Here is an 18,817-nt window from a genome sequence, read left to right as displayed (position 1 = left end):
GAGCCCCTAATATGAGCATTGAACAAGCCTTAATAGAGCGTAGCAACAACCAATGTGAACTCTGCGCAGCAACAGATAACTTAACTGTATACGAAGTACCTCCAGTTACCGAAGCTCATTCAGATAAATGCATTTACACCTGTCAAACATGTAAAGATCAAATTGAAGGCACCCGCGATTTAACTCCTACTCATTGGCATTGTTTAAATGACAGCATGTGGAGCCAAACACCGGCGGTACAAGTTGTTGCTTATCGCATGCTGACACGACTAGCAGCCGATAATGGCTGGGCACAAGACGCACTTGATATGATTTACCTTGAAGAAGACACATTAACATGGGCTCAGCAAGCGCTTGCTGAAGATGATGATATTAAACACATTGATAGTAATGGCGTAGTGCTACAAGCTGGCGATACCGTCACCTTAATAAAAGACTTAGATGTGAAAGGTAGCAGCTTAACGGCAAAGCGCGGTACTGCTGTGCGCAATATTGGCTTAACCAGCAACCCAGAACATATTGAAGGGCGTGTTGATGGACAACGTATTGTAATTTTAACTAAATACGTTAAAAAATAAGTAACGAATCAAGGCGCCTAGCGTCTTTTTTTATATCTCAACTTTCTGTATTGGCTGTATTTACAAGTTAAGCGATGATTAAGTAACTAAGCCGTATGCTACTGTTTATATCCGTAATTATATCTAGGAACTGTTATGTTCTCACCAAAGCCAAACTCAATCTTAAAGTCGGTTGCAGGCCTATGTTTTTTAGCAAGTGGCACACTTATGCTTAGCGCATGTAACGATGACACCGCACAGCAAAATAGCGCTGTGAAACAAACAACAGCCTCTCTACCAGTGCAAGTTAGCTACCTAGATCGCAGCCTATTAGCGCCTAATTCACAGCTAACCGTTACCTTGGTTGATGTGTCAAAAATGGATGTGGCAGCAACCGTTATTTCTGAGCAGGTAATTGATTTAGTAGGCGCACCGCCGTATAAAGTAGAGCTTGAATACAACCTTGAAAAAATTGATCCAGCCCATCGCTACAGCGTGCGCGCAACCATTAATAATCAAGGAAACTTACTATACACCAGCACAACAAGTAACTCGCCTTTTGCTAATACGGCCTCATCAGAGCCTTTAGAAATTATTGTTTCAAAAGTAGCGCCAAAGCCAGACGTTGACTTAGTAAATACCTACTTCAAAGCCGTTTCAATCGATGGCAATCCCGTTGAAGTGAATACTAAAGAGCCATTTATTCAATTTAATAGTGACAACACTGTGCACGGTTTTTTAGGGTGCAATAACTTTAATGGCGGTTATGAAGTATCGAAGCAAACGGTTACTTTTACGCAGTTAGCAACCACGCAAAAAATGTGTCATGAAAATATGGAACAAGAAAGCGCCATGGCGGGTGTGCTGCAAGCAGCAACGCAATGGCAAATTAACGGTGAAAAATTAGTATTACAAAATGAGGCAGGCAAGCAACTTGCAACCTTTAACGCTGTTTACTTTTAATTAAGCGTAACAATACCCCACATCTAAGCAGATCAGTATAAAGCCCAGTTAAACTGGGCTTATTTATTTTTATTCGGCAACTAACTGCTCGCTGCGATAAAAGCCACTTGGCTTACTCAACAAGCTTACTAGTTCAGGTAACACGTCATCCATAGTTTGTTTCAGCTTCCAGGGTGGATTTATCACTATCATTCCAGAGGCGGTCATACCATGTACTTCTGTATCTGCTTCAGTACCTAATTCAAATAATTGAATATTTTTAATGCCCGCGTCAATTAAACCCTGCTCCATATTATCAATACGTTCTCTGTCCACAACCGGATACCAGATCATGTAAGTCCCTGTTGCAAAGCGTTGATGTGCTTTAACAATGGTTTGTACTACCGTATTGTAATCGTCTTTTATTTCATAAGGTGGGTCTATTAACACACAGGCTCTGCGCGAAGCTGGCGGTAACAAACCAATTAAGCCTGCAAACCCATTTTCGCCGCGTACACGAATAGAGCGCTTACCTTGCATGTTTTCTTCAAGTAAGACTAAATCTCGCGGATGCAGCTCAAAAAACCAGCCCTTATCTTGACGGCGTAAAAAGTGCTCGGCTATTTTTGGTGAGCCTGGGTAAAACGCCAGCGATGCGCTCTCATTAAATGATTTTATTAGCTCAATATAGTCATTTAAGGCACTGTGTTGGCTAGTATGTTGCCACAGTTTTTCAATGCCATCTTGGTACTCTTGGGTTTTTTGCGCGTCAGGTGCAGCAAGCTCAAAAAAACCAGCCCCCGAATGCGTATCAATATAGTCAAGCGGCTTATCTTTAATTGTTTGATAACCCAGTACTTGCGCTAACACTAAATGTTTAAGTACATCGGCAGGGTTGCCCGCATGAAAGGAGTGTCTGTAACTAAGCATTATTTATTTTCACCATACGCTATTTAATAAAATCAGTGAACCATAAGCACACTACTTTGACAATCGATACCAGCAAAAGCGGGGGTTTACGTGAACCGCTTCTGAATGAAAAAGCCAATAGCGTGAATTATCCCTTAACATAGAATAAAAATCACCTAAAACCAGCGTAAATGCTGGCAAATAAACACACTTTGCTTTACATTTGCATGACATTAATTACAGTTATATGAGCGCATTTATGAACAACAACACTCTTCAACAACTCGAACAACTGATCGACCAACTAATTACCCGTAATAATCAGTTACAAACTGATATTTCAGAGCTTAAAGAGCAAAACAGCAAGCTACTTGATGAAAATGAGTTATTGCAGTTAGAAGCCCTTGAAAATGAAGAAAAACAAAAAGATGCAAGTACTACCTTGTCATCATTGTTAGATAAATTACAAAGCGCGCAACAGGCAAGCTAATGTCTGAGCTGCAAAACCAGCGAGTCACTGTTGAATTGCTTGGTAAAGAGCAGCAATTTGCTTGTCCTGCGGGGCAAGAAGAGGCACTAAAAGCGGCCGCCAAAAATCTGAATGATTTAGTTGAACAAATGAAACAACGTTCAACAGTCAGAAACGATCAAAAAGCATTACTTATGGCTGCCTTAAATTTAAGCCACGAATTGCTTGAAGCGAAAACTCAAAAATCAGTTGAGCTTGAATATCAAGATCAACTGATTGATAAATTGAGTCAGTACTTAAGCTCGAACTCTGAGCACACTAAATAAAAGCGCATTTTGCGCTTTTATTGTTTTTACCGTCAAAAATACAGCTAGAGATAAAGATGCAACTATTTTTAAGTAAAGCTCAAAAAATAGGTAAGTGCTTACTACCTTTAATTTGCTTGTTTATGCAAACAAAAAGCGAGGCAGCAATTGAGTGGCAACCGTTGTCAGCTAATATTCAATTTCTTAAGCAACCTGAAAGACTTCGTTTTTACGACTCTAACCAAGTATTAATTGAAGGCAGTGAATGTGCATTACTCGTTGATGCCAGTGGTAACTTTGCGGCAGTAGAACAACTGGTAACTGAGCTAAAACAACGTCTAAAGACGCCTTTGTGTTATTTAGTTGCAACCCACTTTCATGACGATCACTTACTGGGGATGGCGGTTATGCAGCATTACTTCCCAGACGCAAAACTTATTACTCACCAACAAGTCGCTAACGACTTTTCGCTTTACCAGCAAGCTTTAACAGACAAGCTAGAGGGATTCGAGAAAAGCATTGAGCTGAGCTATCAACGATTAGCCACCTTACCCGATGCTGAGCAAGTTCAATGGCGAGAAAAGCTTACCCGCGCTAAAAAGCGCTTATTTCGCTGGCAAGACTATCAATTAACACCACCAAAAATGAGTATTAGTGAATCTAAAACGTTAGATTTAGGTGGCTATACACTCACTATAAACTCGCATCAGGCACATACTAATGGCGATTTAACACTACTTGCCGACAAAGGTAAAACCTTAATTGGTGGTGATATCATCGATTGGTTACCCTACCCTGGGCATGGCGAGCTTAAGCAATGGCAACGCTTATTAAAAAAATATATAAATAATAATACGCTGTCACTTTTTATTCCTGGGCATGGCGATTTAGTCGATAAAGTTAAACTAAAACAGTCACTCACGTTTTTAGAAGCGATTACGGAGCATGCTAAAAACAACCCTGAAGCCAGTATTGAGCAATTACAAAAAAACTTCCCTAGTGAGGCACTAAAACCTTATCAACAAGAACCACTTGATATAAAATCAAGTCACTTATTTTTGCAATCGGGATTACTTCGCGCTAAAAACAGTCAATAACTGAACACAATGGATTGTGTTAAAATATGGAAATATATTTTTTAAAAAGGAACAAAATGCGTCACTTGATCTTATGCTTTGCCATTGTATTGCTATGCAGCTGTAAAACCACTCAGCCAGAGATCATTGCGCCTGCAGTTCCCACACCTGTAGAGTCAAAACCGGCATTATCAAATACGCCGACCTCTAAAAACACTCACAAAGTCATTAATAAAAAAGCCACCCCCAAAGCCCCTGAAATAGCTCAACCCACAGAGTTATGGGCACATATTGCTGATAACTTACATTTACCGGTTGAGCAAAATCAGGCGTTAAAAAAACGCATTAACTGGTATTTAAAACAGCCTAATTATTTAAAAATAGTGTCTCGACGTGCAGAGCCTTTTTTATACCATATTGTAAAAAAAGTTGAGCAAAAGCGCTTGCCGATGGAGCTCGCCTTGTTACCGTTTGTAGAAAGTGGCTTTAGACCTACCGCACGCTCAAGCGAGCACGCTGTGGGAGTGTGGCAACTCGTTGCAGCAACCGCGCATCATTTTGGGGTTAAATCAGATCAATGGTACGACGGACGCCAGGATGTATTAGCCTCAACCGATGCGGCACTTGATTACTTGAGCTATTTACATAAACGTTTTGATGGTAATTGGCTACATGCACTTGCGGCCTATAATACCGGTGAAGGCCGAGTTAAGCGCGCTATAAAACGCAATCAAAAACGAGGTAAATCAACTGACTTTTGGGCACTAACACTGCCAAAAGAAACCGCTGACTATGTACCAAAACTATTAGCACTGAGCTATTTAGTGAAACACCCTAAGGCAAATTTTAAACGGCCAAAGCTTCCTTATAAAGCACTGACTACCTCGCTAAATGTGGCAAAACAGTTTGATTTTTCAGTTATGGCCAAGCTCTCTGGCATGGGCGCCAAACAACTGCATGCCCTTAATCGGGGTTATTTAAAAAATCAAAGCTCTCCCCATGGACCGCACACTCTGTTATTACCCATAGAGCAACAAGCTTTATTAAAAAACCGCTTTTTTAAAGCCAATTTTGCAGGCGAATACATCGTTAAGAAAAATGACACGCTGTACGGTATTGCTAGGCATTTTGGCTTGCCTTTAGAAGTATTAAAACAGCTCAATAATAAGCAAAATAACTTTATTGGCGTTGGCGAAAAGCTTATTTTAGGGGAGCCGCAAACTTTGCCTGAGTCGCTCACTATTAACTATAAAATAAGCCCTTATCTAGAACAAAAAGAGCAAATCATTCCAACCATCGAGGTAGATTACCACGTAAAACCCGGTGATAACCTTTGGAATATAAGTCAGTTATACGGCGTTGCTCATAGCGATTTAGCGCGTTGGAATAAATTATCTGCCTCAAGCGTATTAAAACCTGGGACTCAGTTGGTTTTATTTATACCTCAAGCCGCTACGCCAAAAACTACACCGGCGAAAAAAGACCTGTTACTCGACTTACAAAATACATTAAATCATCCACGTTAAGTTTCTAAAGCGCAGTATTTCGCGTAAAATTGCCTTTAATTAATTTAAAACTCAAAGAGACAAGCATGCAAATCAGTAAAAATTCGGCCGTTGAATTTCATTACACCCTAAGCGAAGCGGGTGAACAAATCGAAAGCAGCCTAAACGACGCGCCATTAAGTTATATTCACGGCAGCGAAGGCATGCTTCCAGGTTTAGAAACCGCACTTGAAGGTAAAGCCGCTGGTGATAAATTTAGCGTTACGTTATCTCCAAGTGAATCATACGGTGAGCGTGTTGATGACTTAATTCAGCGCATTCCGCTTAAGCACCTTCAAGGTGATGTAAAAGTATGGAAACCAGGCATGACTGCTATGGTGCAATCAAACCAAGGTCGCCACCAAGTAACCATTGTAAAAGTAGGCCGCTTTAATGCTGATTGTGATTTAAACCACCCATTTGCTGGTAAAACGCTGACTTTTGATGTTGAGGTTGTCTCAGTTCGAGAAGCAACAAACGAAGAGATTTCTCACGGCCATGTTCATGCTGAAGGTGGTTGCGGCCACGCACATTAATTGCTAATTAAAGGAACAAGTATGTCAAAAGTTGCAATAGTAACCGGTGGCTCTAAAGGCATTGGCTTTGCTGTGGTTCAGCGATTATTAACGAGCGGCTATCAGGTTCATAACCTAGATATTGAACCCAGTGAGAGTGGTGTTTTTCATCAATGTGATGTTAGTAATGTAACCACCGTACGTCAGTGTATACAGGCTATTATTGAAAAAACACAACGCATTGATGTACTTGTTTCAAATGCTGGCAAGCACCTAAGTGCCACAATTGAGCAAACCGATGAAGCGACATTCGATGCGTTAATGGCACTGAATGTTAAAGGTGCGTACGCGGCTATACAAAGCGTATTACCAGCCATGAAAGCACAACAAGATGGCGCTATTGTGTTAATTGCCTCAGATCAGGCCATTATTGGCAAACAAAACTCATTTGCTTATAACCTGACTAAACATGCATTGGCTTCGATGGCTAAAACCACCGCCTTAGATTACGCAAGCTTTAATATTCGCACTAATGCCGTGTGTCCTGGCACCATAGAAACGCCATTATTTCATAATGCGATTGATGCATACTGCAAAAAAAGTGGCGCAAATAAGGCAGATATTGTTGCCGAAGAAGCTGCTTTACAACCACTTAATCGTTTAGGCCAAGCCGATGAAGTTGCAGCACTGGTAAACTTTTTAGTAAGTCCAGAAGCCAGCTTTATTACCGGCAGTTTGCAACGCATTGATGGCGGTTACACAGCGCAATGAGTACTAAAATTATTGACCCGCATGTGCATTTTTTTAATTTGCTGGAGGGTCAATACACCTGGCTGCAAGGTGCTAACCCACCCGCTTGGCCTAACTTAGATAAAATAAAACAACCGATTAGCGTTGCTAAACTAATCAAAAGTACGGACTTTGAACTCGTTGGTTTAGTGCATATAGAAGCTGGCTTTGATAATGAGCAACCTATTAATGAATTAAACTGGTTAGCAAAGCATATAAAAAGGCTACCTTACAAAGCGATTAGCTTTGCAACAATTAACCAGCCAAATAACGCATTTAAACTAGCACTTAAACATCTAAAACATTCATCCCTTGTCGGCATTAGAGATATCACTGAAGGTCATGATGCCACGCGCTTATTGAACCCTCATTGTCTCGATAACCTGCGCCACTTGTGCCACTTAAAACTGCATTTTGAAGCGCAATTTGAAATAGAAAACCTCAACATCACCGAGCAACTTATTTCTTATGCCAACCAAGTTAGTGACTTACAAATCATCATTAATCACGCAGGGCTTGCACACAACCTTGCTAACTGGCAACGCGCCATTGAATTACTCGCACAACAGCCTAATGTTGCGATGAAGTTTTCAGGCTTTGAATTGCTTATGCTTAATAGCGAGCAGCAAAGGCAGTGTTTAACACATATTTTAAAGCATTTTGGTATGCAAAGAGTGATGTTTGCCAGCAACTTCCCCGTGTGCCAAATTAACATTAACTACAATGAGTTATGGCATCATTATCGAAGCCTATGTAGCGATGATCTTACATGGCAACACTTGAGTTACAAAAATGCAGCGCGCCTCTATCAACTCTAAATAAAAACCGCTATATTTAGCTCAACAGTTTAAAAAACGAGCATGCGTATGGCCATTTTTAATTCATCTTCTCTCAAATACACATTACTCCCTTTTTCGCTAGCCGCTTTATTAACAGGTTGTGGCGGTGGAGGTAGCGACAATGCGACCAACCCAACAACAGACAATAGCGGCTGGACTTCTGGTGTATTTGCTAGCTCAGGGCAATTTAAAGGTCAATGCCAAGCAATTAATGAAAAAAACTGGCTACGCTCTTGGAGTAACGAAACCTACTTATGGTACGACGAAATTATTGATACTAATCCGGCATTAACGTCAGGCGTCATTGATTACTTTAATACTTTAAAAACTGAGCAACTGACTGAGTCGGGTGCGAAAAAAGATAACTTTCACTTTAGTTTGCCAACCGATGAGTGGCAAAGACAAAATCAATCAGGCCTAAGCTTTGGTTATGGCTTTAATATAAAAATAATCGCTGGTAGTGCGCCGCGCCAAGCAATTGTTAGCTATACCGAGCCAAATACCCCTGCTAGTAATCAAAATATTATTAGGGGCTTTGAGCTTTTAGAAGTTGATGGTGTTGATTTTATTAACACGACCTCATCAAGCGAGGTAGCTATTATTAACGCAGGTTTATTCCCAGAACAAACAGGTAAAGTTACCGAATTTGTATTTAGGGATATCAGCACTAATGAAAATCGCATTGTTACGCTCACATCTCAAAATATCGAGTCGCAACCAGTAATGAACGTACGTACTGATTTAGCAAACGGCGATGTGGGTTACTTTCAATTTAATAGCCACAACGCGATAGCCGAAACGCAGCTTTACAACGCCTTTAACCAACTCGCTGCCAGCAGCATTAAAGATTTAGTCATTGATGTGCGCTATAACGGCGGTGGTTTGTTACAAATGGCCAGCCAAGTAGGCTATATGGTGGCAGGTAGCAATACCCAAGGCAAAATATTTGAACGCACTATTTTTAACGATAAATACCCCAATACCAACCCTATCACAGGGCAAACACTGACCCCCATGCCCTTTACAAATCGTTTTGTCGGGTTTGAAAATAACCCTGCAATAGCTGCAGGCACCCCATTACCAACGTTAAATTTAGATCGGATATTTGTACTCACCACCAGCAGTACCTGCTCAGCCAGTGAGGCTATAATTAACGGGCTGCGCGGAGCCGATGTTGAAATCATTCAGATAGGGGCTGGCACCTGTGGTAAACCGTATGGCTTTTACCCAACCGATAACTGCGACACTACTTATTTTACCATTCAATTTACTGGCGAAAATAACAAAGGTTTTGGTGAATATTCAGATGGCTTTGCACCGCAAAATACCATTGATAATGCGCGCCAGCCCGTACTTATTGCAGGCTGTGCTGTTGCCGATGACTTTAGCAAACGCTTAGGTGATGCAAGTGAAGGCTTACTTAATACCGCACTTAGTTATAGAGCAACCGGCAGTTGCCCAGCCCCAAGCTCAATAAATAGTGTTCTCGGTTTTGCGCCCACTATCGCCACCGATATGCCTGAAGTAAAAGACGCGCGAATTCAGACTGTACTTAAACAGAATATTATTCTTAGCGATAACATGAGATAAGCAATGAAGATTTTATTAGCAATAACTGCAATTTCGCTATTTTTAAGTGGGTGCTTAGCACAAAGCTCAGAGCCCACACCTAAATTGCAACATGCGTTACTAATTGAGCCTAATAGCGCTAAAGTAGCCGACGCAATTGCGCAGCTGCTGCATAGCTCGCAGGTTCAATTAGCAGACGATGTTTTTGTCACCTCAAGCACAGTTACCCTTGAGCAACTTAATCATAAAGATCCTCAGGGCAACCCTATTTTGGGCAAGCAACTTAATATGCCAGATCAATTTGAGCTCGTGACTAAGGGAGAGCGCTGTTTTGTTCGCCACCTTGATAGCAAAGCAACCATTGAACTAAAACAAGTACTTTGTAAAATAAACCCACAGCGATAAAAAAGCCGGTAAGTGACAACTCACTTACCGGCTATTTCTCAACAGAGTAAACTATTTTATTTCTACGCGTTGTGAGCGCATTACAATTTCATCGTTAAGCTCAATCCCAAGACCTGGTTCTTCAGATACTTCAAAAAAACCATTTTTAGGTTGTGGATCTTGTAAGCATAGCTCTCTATTCCACTTTTTAATCGCGTAAGTATGATGCTCGTGAATTAAAAAGTTAGGGATCGCTGTTTCTAAGTGCAATGATGCCGCCGTTGCAACCGGCCCTCCACATACGTGTGCCTGAATACGCACATCAAAAATATCAGCGTAATCACATACTTTTTTAGTTTCGGTAAAGCCACCACATAAGCCGATATCTGGCTGTAGTACATCAATACTTTGATCTTCTAAATAAGGACGTACACCCCAGCGGTTATACAAGCGCTCGCCGCCTGCAATAGGCACAGCCACTTTGTCAGCCACTTTTGCATGTAATGAATGGTTTAAGTAATTCACCGGCTCTTCAAAATACATACAGTCAAATTCTTCTGCAATTTCACCAATTTGAATTGCCGATGTCGCCCCTGGTAAGCTATGACATTCAAAAATAATATCTACTTCGTCACCCACGGCCTCTCGAATAGCCTGCATACGAGCGCGGTATAGTTTCATTTCTGGACGAGAAATAATATTTGTGCGGTCGTAATAGGTGTTGCCGTCTTTATCGTATTGAATTGGATCGACCTTTACCGCATCGTAACCTTCCGCCACCGCTTTTAGTGCCGCTTCTGCATATTCTTGTGGCTGTACCAGCGCTTTAAATTCACTGTCCCAGTCAAACTGCAGCTGTGATGCATAAGTACGCAACTTGTCGTTAACTTTACCGCCAAGCAACTGATAAACCGGTAAACCCAATGCTTTACCTTTTATATCCCAAAGCGCCGTATCAATCGCACTCATTGCTGCGTAAACCACCGGCCCACCACCTAAACCCCAAAAACTTTCACGTAACATGCGCGACCATAGTTTTTCAGTTTGAAACGGGTCATGGCCAATTAAAAAGGCATCGGCCATTTCTTTGATCATCGCAGCAGCGGCACTGTGGCCTAAATCGTACGCAAGACCTGCTTCACCCACACCGCTAATACCTTCATCGGTATGAATTCGAACAAATACCGGCGTCCATGCAGGACGATCAGGGCAATGAATATCAAAGACTTCAACGCGATTTACTTTCATAAAAATTCCTTATTAACCTTCAGTGGGTTATTTTGCAAAACTAGGATCAAGACGATACGCTTTTCGTAACATGGCAGGCCATGCTAGCTGGCCCCCTGTACTGCCGCTGTGAACGACGTTCGCTTGGTTATAAATGTTATCAATAATAGCTTGAGGTACAGCCACCGCTTCTTGCGCACTTGATTGAATGGCTAACTGTATTTCACAGGCACGCTGAAGGTCATAAAAGCGCATAAACGCATCGCCTACCGTTGGGCCTACTGTTAAACCGCCGTGGTTGACCAATAGCATATGATTGGTGGTGCCTAAATCTGTTTGCAGGCGTTTACGCTCATCGTCATTCACCGCTAAACCTTCATAGCCATGGTAAGACAGAGACGGCAATGAAAACATCGAATACTGACTTAGCGGTAACAGCCCTTCTTTTTGTGTTGCAACTGCAATCGTTTCTTTGGTGTGCAGGTGTATAACGCAATGTGCATCCTCACGTACTTCGTGAATGGCACTGTGAATAGTGAAACCTGCAGGGTTAATATTAAAGGGTGTATCGTCAATAATGCGGCCATTTAAATCTACTTTGACTAAGTTAGATGCAGTGATCTCATCAAACGTTAAGCCAAAGGCATTCACTAAATAATGATCAGTGCCCGGTAGGCGAGCAGAAAGGTGCGTATAAATTAAATCCCCCCAACGAAAATGGTCAACTAATCGATAACATGCGGCTAAATCAACACGTAGTTGCCACTCTTGTTCTGATACTTTATTTTTTAAATTGAGCTGGGGTAAATCAAACATAACAAGCCTTTTAAAACACAGCATAGCGCTAGTGATTGTAGATGTTTAGAAGTCTAAATGAGTATTAGCATGATGGCAATCACCAAATAAAAAAGCCACACATAGGTGTGGCTCTTTTTAATTAGCGTTAACGGTTATTGTACTTTTGATAGGTAATCGGCAATCGCTTCAAATTCTTCATCAGTCACAGTCGCAACCATCGCTTTCATCGCCATAGACATACCGTTGTTACGAGCGCCTGACTTGATGTCTTTCATTTGCGCTACTAAATATTCTTTGTTTTGACCATTTAGTTTAGGGTACATTGCCATAATAGGTGCTTTACCTTCTGCACCATGACATGTTTGACAATTTTTAGCTGTGTAAAGTGTAGCGCCATCTGCAGCGGCTGCTGAAAATGAAAAACTTGCGGCTAAACCAATACCCGCGCCTAATAAAAGTGTTTTTATCTTGCTCATTGTATTTACTCTTCTTTTTACGGTTAAAAAAAACGGTTGTGATTATTGTAGTCAATAAATCTTTAAAAAGCATACGTCCTTGGTAAGGTTTGACGATCAATCAGAACAAATACGTGTATCCCTCATAAAACACATACTAGCTTGCTTTAACTGAGCAGATACTTAATAGGCTTACCAAATAAGATCGTCTGGCACTTCAAAATCAGCATACGGATCGTCTTCATCTTTGGCTTTATTTTCAGGCTCAACATGAAACACAATATACTTTTCATCCACCTCAGCCACTTTACGCGCAGGCTCATCTTCTAATACGTAAAACTGACCTTCTAACACACAAATAGCTAAACGCCCGCCCGAGAGCGCCTTTTGCGTTTGCTCATTCACATCAAGCCCTTTCACTTTATTTTCATAAGTGAAGTTAAAGGTACGCTCACCGCGAATTGACTCTTGATTATGATGCTCTAAAATTTGCTTCACACGGGCGACTTGCTCGCGCTGCTTTAATTCTTCTTGGCGCGCTTTATTGAGCTCTTCAGCTTTTTGCTGCTGCTCCAACTTAGTTTGCTGAATATGCTTTTGTAAATCGTTCGGGTTGCTCGTCGCTCCCTTCTTTTGCTTTTTCTGTTGCTTGCGCTTTTCTGATTTAGCAACTTTAGCTTTATGTGATGTTGTTAAACCAGCTTGGAGCAATTGCTCTTGTAGTGACCCCATGGCGTGTTCCCACTAAAAACGAATATTAATGCTATTTTAATCACCAACGAGCGTAAATAACAGCGCTATTGGTATTAATCTAACAAACTACTGAAAACAAAGCATGATTTAGCGCAATAAAGGTTAATTTATGAAAACCCTAGCAGTTTTGTATATAATGCAGCTCAACTAATAAGCAATGTATATGGCAGTTAATGCGCTTACCTCACCTACTCATCTGTTCGGTTTTCATTTTTTTTGTTTTATACGCACCACAGCCATTATTAAGTTTATTTGCTACTGAATTTAATGTTGCTCCTGCTGTTGCAGGCAGCTTAATGACGGCCACTATGTTGCCTTTAGCTATTGCCCCTTTGGTGTATGGACTGTTTTTAGCTAAGCGAAACTCTTTATTGATATTACGCTTCGCTATGTTGTTACTGGGTGTGGGTTGTATCTTATTTATTTATGCCCCAAGTTTTGAATTACTTCTACTGGTAAGGTTTTTACAAGGACTGACTTTACCTGCCGCATTGACTGCCATGACCAGCTTTATTGGTATGAGCTATCAAGCCGATACATTACAAAAAAATATGACGCTATATATAGGTAGTACGATTGTCGGTGGTTATTTTGGTCGTGTATTGGCTGCGCTCTTTAGCGATGTTTGGTCGTGGCAGAGTTTTTATTACCTAATAGCAGCCATGCTGATTATTCTAGCGTTAAGTATTCCCCATAAACGTTTTAATCTCGTTAAATCAACAGAGGTTTTATCGCCATTAGATTATATAAAACAACTTAAAGAGGGCTCTGCACTTAAGCTCTATGGTGCCATTTTTTGTATGTTTTTTTGCTTTGCAGCATTATTAAACTACTTGCCTTTTATTTTAAAAAATACCTTTTTAATTAATAACACGCGCGACATTGGCTTTGTTTATAGTGGCTATTTGGTGGGTGCTTTGGCTTCTATTTTCACTCCTTGGCTATTAAAAAAAATGACTTCAGCCTGGCGATTGTTGGCCGCGGTATTCGTGTTTTATAACCTCAGTATTGTGTTATTAATGAGTCATTCACTGTTGTTGTTTTTAATTGCATTCACACTCTTTTGCGGCGCTATGTTTGTGATTCATTCCACAGCGGCACCACTGGTTAATAAAATCAGTCACGCACCGCCAAGCGTTACCAACGGGTGCTATGTATCATTTTATTACAGCGGCGGCGCACTGGGCTCGTTATTACCAGGGGTGGTTTATCAAACTCATGGACAAACGGCGTTTATGGCAACATTACTCGCTGTATGTTTGTGTGGACTGGGGCTTATTTTGTGGGCTCAGCGCGATGGCAAAAACATCACCCGCGGCTGATGCTCAGTAAAGTCAAAAAAACGCAGTAAATCAGGCTTAGTTAATAACCATGTTTGGGTATTTTCAAACGGGTGGCAATGAAATAAATCGCCAAACCAAATATCTTGGTCAAGCCAAAGTGTTACATCTCGTTGTTTGTCGTTCATTAAGCTGAGCATTGACACGCAACCAGGTGCAACCTTTAAGTATTTAGCCAAGCGCTCATTAGAGGCGAAGCCTAAACGCGATAGCCCTTGCTGTTTGGCAAGTGACTTTAAATCCAACTGTTTATCATGCGCGGTGATCACTAAAAAATGACGCTTACCTTCATTGTCTCGCAAAAATAGGTTTTTTAAACGTGTTCCTGGGCGATTTACCATCAGTTCATCGGCATCTAAACTGCCATGTAGTGCTGGATGTTCTATTACGTCATATTCTATATTTAGTTGGGCTAACACTGCCGCTAGTTTTTGTTTATCCGCTAACATACTACAAACAACGCCCTCTTAGCTGCACACTTAAATCACGCCATAGTACTTCGTTTATTTCATGCTTATCTGCACAATAGTTACGCTGTGCTAGTTCTTTATTAAGAAACTCTACCGCTTGATCTTCTAATTGTAATTTTAAAACACTCGACTCTTCAAAATGCTCTTGCTCAGCAAAACGCTGAACATCACTGCGGGTTAGTTTTTTATTGATATTAATTTGCTCACGACTTTTAGCCTTTACAGAAACCACATAAGCAAAAAGCTTGTTACCTTGCTCATCAAGGGTGTCATAAAATTGTTTATTATTAATTTCGTAGGGCGGTTCATCTACTGAACTGGCACAACCAAAAAGGAAAATCATGAAAACTAACGCGTATTTTTTCATTATGTATTGTCGTTTTAGTAAATATTGAGCTCGAGTTTAACAAAAATTAGTTAAAACGGAAAAATTTGTGAAAAAATACTTGACCAAAATCGTAAAAATATTTAAAGTTCACCCCGCTTAAGACTCAGCACTTAAGCATTTACATTGTATGTAAATTAGGAATGTGGGGCTATAGCTCAGCTGGGAGAGCGCCTGCCTTGCACGCAGGAGGTCAGCAGTTCGATCCTGCTTAGCTCCACCACTTTCCTACTCTCTCCCTTAAGTAATATCCTTATTTTTATATTCTAAATAAATTTCTCTGTTAATAATTTTTTGCTCTGTTTTAATCTTTATGTTTGCTTAGTTGTTTGATTTTGCTAAATCGAGATCAAAAATGCCGAGCAAAAGCCCGGCATTTTTATCGTTTATTAGGTTGGGTAAGTTATTCGCGAACTTGACCAACACCATTAACTAAATATTTCTCAGTCGTTAGTGACTCAAGCCCCATTGGACCATAAGCATGCAACTTAGTCGTTGCAATACCAATCTCGGCGCCTAAACCTAGTTGTGAGCCATCAGAGAAACGTGATGACGCATTAACCATAACAACCGATGCATCCACACTACGTTGGAATAACTCTGCCGCAGCATCGTTTTTAGTACAGATAACTTCGGTATGATTTGAGCCAAATTGAGCAATGTGCTCAACGGCTGCATCAAAGCTTGGCACTATACGAATAGCAATTTCTAAATCTAAATATTCTTCACCAAATTCGTTATCTGCAAGCACAGTGGCATTATCAAAATACTCAGCCGCTTTGGCATCGGCATTTATTTTTACGCCTTCTTGGCGAAGCACTACCGCGCACAGGTTTAAAAACTCATCAGCAACATCTTGGTGTACTACTAACCCTTCTAAGGCATTACATACGCCAGTACGTTGAGTTTTACCGTTAAGTAGTAGATTAAGTGCCACTTCTAAGTCTGCATCTTTATCTACGTATAAATGACACACGCCTTTAAAGTGCTGAATAACAGGAATTGTACTGTTTTCTGTTACATAGTTAATAAGCCCTTCACCGCCACGTGGGATAATTAAATCAATACTGTCGCGTTGCTGCATTAATTCCATTAGTAAAGCACGGTCAGGATCTGGAATAACTGAAATTAGCGCCGTTGGCAAACCATGTTTAGTAAGCACGCTGTGCATTACACTAGCAATGGCTTGTGAGCTTTTAAGCGCTTCTTTACCACCGCGTAAAATAACACCATTACCCGACTTAAAGCACAAAGCACCCGCGTCAGCCGTTACATTAGGTCGTGCTTCGTAAATCATACATACCACGCCCAATGGTACACGCATTTTTCGAATTTTAATGCCATTTGGACGTTCAGTGATATCACGTAATTGGCCAACCGGATCATCAAGTGAAACAATCACTTCGATACCTTCAGCCATCGCTTCAATGCGCTCATCATTCAATGTTAAACGGTCTATCATTGACGCTGCTAAATTATTGTCACGCGCAGCGCTTAGGTCACTTTCGTTTTCTTTGATTATAAATTCTTTTTGATCTCTTAATGCCGCTGCCATATCGGTTAACACGTTGTTTTTAGTCTCGGTATCGAGTAAAGCAAGTGTATGTGCAGCTTTTGCTGCTTGGCGTGATATATCCGTAATTAAACTCATGACTTCTCCAATAATGCGATATCTTTTTCTGAAATAATTGGTCCAATTGAATCCTGCATTTTTTCGCTGAATTCACTCTGCTCGTTGTCTGCAATAAAGTTTAACAAGCAGCTACTGTAATTTGCTGTGGCTTTAGCTAAACGCGTACCATCTTCACTGCGAACTAAGATAGTATCGCCCACAGCAAACTCGCCATGTACTTCCTTGATCTCATCGCCTCGTAAACAGCCGTCTTCGCCTTCTAGCGAATCATCAAATGACCCATCGACAACCACTTCACCTTGTTCATTTGCGGTATGTGTCATCCAGTGAATAGAGTCTTGCATTGGTTTTTCATAAGGCAAGAACACACTACCTGGATTTTCGCCCGCTAATAAACGAGTAAAGGTTTCTTCTTTAAAGCCGTTAATAATATACGTTGCAATACCATGTGATGTGGCTTTTTCTGCCGCTTCAATCTTGGTTTTCATACCACCGGTGCCCACTGCGCTGGTAGCACATCCTGCCATAGCATAAATAGAATCATCAATTGATTTTATTTCAGGCAATAATACGGCATCGTCATGCAGATTTGGGTTTTTGTCGTACAGCCCATCTACATCTGAAAAAATCATTAATGCGTCAGCGTCAGCGGCTGCTGCAACCATCGCTGATAAGTTATCGTTATCACCCACTTTTAAATCATCTGTTGTTACCGCATCATTTTCATTAATGATAGGTAGCACGCCGTGTTCTAACAAGGTAAATACAGTTTCACGAATACTTTGATAGCGCTCACGGTCACGTAGGTCACCATGAGTTAATAGTAGCTGCGCTGATGGAAAATCAAAGAAACGATCCCACATGGCCATCATTTCTGTTTGCCCTGCTGCTGCCATGGCTTTTTTCATAACAACTGAGCGCGGCTTCTCTGATGGAAATAAATGCGAGCCTGCCGCTACAGAGCCTGATGACACTAAAATAACCTCTATACCACGTGCGCGACAGTGAACGATAAACTGTGCGATGGTTAACAAGTAGCGTGAACGACAGCCATCTTGATCGGGTGCAATTAAGGCACTGCCCACTTTAAGTACGATACGTCGCCAATTTAACTTTTGCATAAATGCTCAACTTTCCATTTTATTTGTATTCATCACACTGATGAATGAAACCAGGTCGCTATGTTTAAAACATAACGTCGAATTTGTTTATCATTGCCCACACTTTTTTTACACACGCGTACACCGTCTCTAAAACCATTGTTTTAAATTGAGATGCAAAAAATAAATAGTATTAACCCAATAAAATTGGATTGTACTAACTAAAAAAATATAAAGTGTTGTTTATGTATCGCTGTAAAAAGCTGTGTGCGGCTTTTTTATTAACAACATACATAGAGCCTCTTAAGTCTGGTACACCAACAGATAGGGTGATGACTTAAGGACCGAGATTTAACCGCCACGATGGGGATTAAATATTGAAAGGTAATAATTCAACTCAAACTTTAATTTATATGCGTTAAGCAAATAAACACCTTGAGCAAAACTATACCAAAGAGTTCGGTAAATGATATTTTACGTTCGAACATTATAAAACATCGCTGAAACAATCACTAAGAGAGTTAAGATGTTTATATCTAACACGTTTACTTACTTAAACAACAAAATTTATTAGATAACTAATTATTCGAACACGAAGTATAATACGTTAAAATAGCCGCTTAGATCAAGGCTAAAATTAAAGCTAAATAGGTCATAACAGACAAGGCATGCACATTTTGCAATAGATATCATAAAGTTAGACTACTATAAATAGTAATTATAGAGACTATAACTTTGATAACACTCTCTCAAAAGAC

Annotated in this window: 21 protein-coding genes and 1 tRNA gene; 13 read left to right on the top strand and 9 right to left on the bottom strand. The window is 40.6% G+C overall.

Annotation, left to right across the window (positions count from 1 at the left end; all coding sequences use genetic code 11):
* The first annotated feature begins 11 nt into the window (after positions 1 to 11).
* Together A9479_RS16445 and A9479_RS16440 are read left to right on the top strand one after the other, a co-directional pair.
* On the top strand, positions 12 to 578 hold the full coding sequence (locus tag A9479_RS16445) for an alkylphosphonate utilization protein (RefSeq protein ID WP_024601949.1): 567 nt from the start codon (positions 12 to 14) through the stop codon (positions 576 to 578).
* Positions 579 to 713: 135 nt separating this feature from the next.
* Positions 714 to 1,520, top strand: coding sequence for an META domain-containing protein (locus tag A9479_RS16440; RefSeq protein WP_064664040.1), 807 nt, complete (start codon positions 714 to 716; stop codon positions 1,518 to 1,520).
* Positions 1,521 to 1,589: 69 nt separating this feature from the next.
* Here the strand turns inward: A9479_RS16440 and A9479_RS16435 are convergent, their stop codons facing one another.
* Positions 1,590 to 2,429 carry a 23S rRNA (adenine(2030)-N(6))-methyltransferase RlmJ gene (locus A9479_RS16435; protein WP_013466006.1) on the bottom strand — a complete coding sequence of 280 codons (840 nt, stop codon included), beginning with the start codon at positions 2,427 to 2,429 and terminating at the stop codon, positions 1,590 to 1,592.
* 238 nt (positions 2,430 to 2,667) lie between these two features.
* Between A9479_RS16435 and A9479_RS16430 the strand changes: the two genes are divergently transcribed.
* The 9 genes from A9479_RS16430 to A9479_RS16390 all read left to right on the top strand — a co-directional run bounded on the left by A9479_RS16430 (position 2,668) and on the right by A9479_RS16390 (position 9,919).
* Entirely contained in the window at positions 2,668 to 2,898 is a 231-nt protein-coding gene (locus tag A9479_RS16430) for a hypothetical protein (RefSeq protein WP_008466311.1), read from the top strand.
* Positions 2,898 to 3,203: a cell division protein ZapA gene (locus A9479_RS16425; protein WP_013466007.1), complete on the top strand. Its 306-nt coding sequence runs from the start codon at positions 2,898 to 2,900 to the stop codon at positions 3,201 to 3,203. Before A9479_RS16430 ends, A9479_RS16425 begins: the two co-directional genes overlap by 1 nt.
* A 56-nt stretch (positions 3,204 to 3,259) precedes the next feature.
* Positions 3,260 to 4,279: an MBL fold metallo-hydrolase gene (locus A9479_RS16420; protein ID WP_064664039.1), complete on the top strand. Its 1,020-nt coding sequence runs from the start codon at positions 3,260 to 3,262 to the stop codon at positions 4,277 to 4,279.
* 56 nt (positions 4,280 to 4,335) lie between these two features.
* Complete coding sequence (locus A9479_RS16415) at positions 4,336 to 5,784, top strand: transglycosylase SLT domain-containing protein (protein WP_064664038.1); 1,449 nt, start codon at positions 4,336 to 4,338, stop codon at positions 5,782 to 5,784.
* A gap of 65 nt (positions 5,785 to 5,849) precedes the next feature.
* Positions 5,850 to 6,338, top strand: coding sequence for a peptidylprolyl isomerase (locus A9479_RS16410; protein WP_008466307.1), 489 nt, complete (start codon positions 5,850 to 5,852; stop codon positions 6,336 to 6,338).
* 21 nt (positions 6,339 to 6,359) lie between these two features.
* Positions 6,360 to 7,088 carry an SDR family NAD(P)-dependent oxidoreductase gene (locus A9479_RS16405; protein ID WP_064664037.1) on the top strand — a complete coding sequence of 243 codons (729 nt, stop codon included), beginning with the start codon at positions 6,360 to 6,362 and terminating at the stop codon, positions 7,086 to 7,088.
* Positions 7,085 to 7,924 (top strand): amidohydrolase, encoded by an 840-nt coding sequence (locus A9479_RS16400; RefSeq protein ID WP_064664036.1) that lies wholly within the window; start codon positions 7,085 to 7,087, stop codon positions 7,922 to 7,924. Before A9479_RS16405 ends, A9479_RS16400 begins: the two co-directional genes overlap by 4 nt.
* Positions 7,925 to 7,972: 48 nt before the next feature.
* Entirely contained in the window at positions 7,973 to 9,535 is a 1,563-nt protein-coding gene (locus A9479_RS16395) for a S41 family peptidase (RefSeq protein WP_064664035.1), read from the top strand.
* A gap of 3 nt (positions 9,536 to 9,538) precedes the next feature.
* Positions 9,539 to 9,919, top strand: a complete 381-nt coding sequence (locus A9479_RS16390; RefSeq protein ID WP_013466013.1) for a hypothetical protein — start codon at positions 9,539 to 9,541, stop codon at positions 9,917 to 9,919.
* A gap of 51 nt (positions 9,920 to 9,970) precedes the next feature.
* On the opposite strand, the gene A9479_RS16385 is transcribed toward A9479_RS16390, so the two are convergent.
* The 4 genes from A9479_RS16385 to A9479_RS16370 all read right to left on the bottom strand — a co-directional run bounded on the left by A9479_RS16385 (position 9,971) and on the right by A9479_RS16370 (position 13,110).
* A complete protein-coding gene (locus A9479_RS16385; RefSeq protein ID WP_010391702.1) occupies positions 9,971 to 11,146 on the bottom strand; it encodes a mandelate racemase/muconate lactonizing enzyme family protein in 1,176 nt (391 codons plus the stop codon).
* A gap of 27 nt (positions 11,147 to 11,173) precedes the next feature.
* Positions 11,174 to 11,941 (bottom strand): class II aldolase/adducin family protein, encoded by a 768-nt coding sequence (locus A9479_RS16380; RefSeq protein ID WP_013466014.1) that lies wholly within the window; start codon positions 11,939 to 11,941, stop codon positions 11,174 to 11,176.
* A 134-nt stretch (positions 11,942 to 12,075) separates the two neighbouring features.
* On the bottom strand, positions 12,076 to 12,399 hold the full coding sequence (locus tag A9479_RS16375) for a c-type cytochrome (protein ID WP_064664034.1): 324 nt from the start codon (positions 12,397 to 12,399) through the stop codon (positions 12,076 to 12,078).
* Between the two features lie 171 nt (positions 12,400 to 12,570).
* Positions 12,571 to 13,110, bottom strand: a complete 540-nt coding sequence (locus A9479_RS16370) for a DUF2058 domain-containing protein (RefSeq protein WP_010391699.1) — start codon at positions 13,108 to 13,110, stop codon at positions 12,571 to 12,573.
* 194 nt (positions 13,111 to 13,304) lie between these two features.
* On the opposite strand from A9479_RS16370, the gene A9479_RS16365 reads away from it, so the two are divergent.
* A complete protein-coding gene (locus A9479_RS16365) occupies positions 13,305 to 14,453 on the top strand; it encodes an MFS transporter (protein WP_064664033.1) in 1,149 nt (382 codons plus the stop codon).
* On the opposite strand, the gene A9479_RS16360 is transcribed toward A9479_RS16365, so the two are convergent.
* Positions 14,420 to 14,920 carry a prolyl-tRNA synthetase associated domain-containing protein gene (locus tag A9479_RS16360; protein ID WP_024601940.1) on the bottom strand — a complete coding sequence of 167 codons (501 nt, stop codon included), beginning with the start codon at positions 14,918 to 14,920 and terminating at the stop codon, positions 14,420 to 14,422. The two genes, A9479_RS16365 and A9479_RS16360, sit on opposite strands and share 34 nt — an antisense overlap.
* A 1-nt stretch (position 14,921) precedes the next feature.
* Positions 14,922 to 15,308 carry a hypothetical protein gene (locus tag A9479_RS16355; RefSeq protein WP_013466017.1) on the bottom strand — a complete coding sequence of 129 codons (387 nt, stop codon included), beginning with the start codon at positions 15,306 to 15,308 and terminating at the stop codon, positions 14,922 to 14,924.
* A gap of 165 nt (positions 15,309 to 15,473) precedes the next feature.
* On the opposite strand from A9479_RS16355, the gene A9479_RS16350 reads away from it, so the two are divergent.
* Positions 15,474 to 15,549 (top strand) — tRNA-Ala (locus A9479_RS16350).
* A gap of 180 nt (positions 15,550 to 15,729) precedes the next feature.
* Here A9479_RS16350 and A9479_RS16345 read toward each other — a convergent pair.
* Together A9479_RS16345 and proB are read right to left on the bottom strand one after the other, a co-directional pair.
* On the bottom strand, positions 15,730 to 16,977 hold the full coding sequence (locus tag A9479_RS16345; RefSeq protein ID WP_024601938.1) for a glutamate-5-semialdehyde dehydrogenase: 1,248 nt from the start codon (positions 16,975 to 16,977) through the stop codon (positions 15,730 to 15,732).
* Positions 16,974 to 18,080, bottom strand: a complete 1,107-nt coding sequence (proB, locus tag A9479_RS16340; RefSeq protein ID WP_013466019.1) for a glutamate 5-kinase — start codon at positions 18,078 to 18,080, stop codon at positions 16,974 to 16,976. Before proB ends, A9479_RS16345 begins: the two co-directional genes overlap by 4 nt.
* Between the last annotated feature and the right edge of the window lie 737 nt (positions 18,081 to 18,817).

It is taken from the genome of Pseudoalteromonas sp. MQS005 (assembly GCF_001661605.1).
Taxonomy (GTDB): Bacteria; Pseudomonadota; Gammaproteobacteria; order Enterobacterales; family Alteromonadaceae; genus Pseudoalteromonas; species Pseudoalteromonas tetraodonis.
The sequence above is the reverse complement of the archived record's forward strand: the minus strand, read 5'-3'. Positions and strand labels throughout refer to the sequence as shown.

What these genes read in the sequence shown, in the direction of transcription:
- A9479_RS16445 (WP_024601949.1), top strand. Translation starts at nt 12, where the DNA reads ATGAGCATTGAACAAGCCTTAATAGAGCGTAGCAACAACCAATGTGAA.
- A9479_RS16440 (WP_064664040.1), top strand. Translation starts at nt 714, where the DNA reads ATGTTCTCACCAAAGCCAAACTCAATCTTAAAGTCGGTTGCAGGCCTA.
- A9479_RS16435 (WP_013466006.1), bottom strand. Translation starts at nt 2,429, where the DNA reads ATGCTTAGTTACAGACACTCCTTTCATGCGGGCAACCCTGCCGATGTA.
- A9479_RS16430 (WP_008466311.1), top strand. Translation starts at nt 2,668, where the DNA reads ATGAACAACAACACTCTTCAACAACTCGAACAACTGATCGACCAACTA.
- A9479_RS16425 (WP_013466007.1), top strand. Translation starts at nt 2,898, where the DNA reads ATGTCTGAGCTGCAAAACCAGCGAGTCACTGTTGAATTGCTTGGTAAA.
- A9479_RS16420 (WP_064664039.1), top strand. Translation starts at nt 3,260, where the DNA reads ATGCAACTATTTTTAAGTAAAGCTCAAAAAATAGGTAAGTGCTTACTA.
- A9479_RS16415 (WP_064664038.1), top strand. Translation starts at nt 4,336, where the DNA reads ATGCGTCACTTGATCTTATGCTTTGCCATTGTATTGCTATGCAGCTGT.
- A9479_RS16410 (WP_008466307.1), top strand. Translation starts at nt 5,850, where the DNA reads ATGCAAATCAGTAAAAATTCGGCCGTTGAATTTCATTACACCCTAAGC.
- A9479_RS16405 (WP_064664037.1), top strand. Translation starts at nt 6,360, where the DNA reads ATGTCAAAAGTTGCAATAGTAACCGGTGGCTCTAAAGGCATTGGCTTT.
- A9479_RS16400 (WP_064664036.1), top strand. Translation starts at nt 7,085, where the DNA reads ATGAGTACTAAAATTATTGACCCGCATGTGCATTTTTTTAATTTGCTG.
- A9479_RS16395 (WP_064664035.1), top strand. Translation starts at nt 7,973, where the DNA reads ATGGCCATTTTTAATTCATCTTCTCTCAAATACACATTACTCCCTTTT.
- A9479_RS16390 (WP_013466013.1), top strand. Translation starts at nt 9,539, where the DNA reads ATGAAGATTTTATTAGCAATAACTGCAATTTCGCTATTTTTAAGTGGG.
- A9479_RS16385 (WP_010391702.1), bottom strand. Translation starts at nt 11,146, where the DNA reads ATGAAAGTAAATCGCGTTGAAGTCTTTGATATTCATTGCCCTGATCGT.
- A9479_RS16380 (WP_013466014.1), bottom strand. Translation starts at nt 11,941, where the DNA reads ATGTTTGATTTACCCCAGCTCAATTTAAAAAATAAAGTATCAGAACAA.
- A9479_RS16375 (WP_064664034.1), bottom strand. Translation starts at nt 12,399, where the DNA reads ATGAGCAAGATAAAAACACTTTTATTAGGCGCGGGTATTGGTTTAGCC.
- A9479_RS16370 (WP_010391699.1), bottom strand. Translation starts at nt 13,110, where the DNA reads ATGGGGTCACTACAAGAGCAATTGCTCCAAGCTGGTTTAACAACATCA.
- A9479_RS16365 (WP_064664033.1), top strand. Translation starts at nt 13,305, where the DNA reads ATGCGCTTACCTCACCTACTCATCTGTTCGGTTTTCATTTTTTTTGTT.
- A9479_RS16360 (WP_024601940.1), bottom strand. Translation starts at nt 14,920, where the DNA reads ATGTTAGCGGATAAACAAAAACTAGCGGCAGTGTTAGCCCAACTAAAT.
- A9479_RS16355 (WP_013466017.1), bottom strand. Translation starts at nt 15,308, where the DNA reads ATGAAAAAATACGCGTTAGTTTTCATGATTTTCCTTTTTGGTTGTGCC.
- A9479_RS16345 (WP_024601938.1), bottom strand. Translation starts at nt 16,977, where the DNA reads ATGAGTTTAATTACGGATATATCACGCCAAGCAGCAAAAGCTGCACAT.
- proB (WP_013466019.1), bottom strand. Translation starts at nt 18,080, where the DNA reads ATGCAAAAGTTAAATTGGCGACGTATCGTACTTAAAGTGGGCAGTGCC.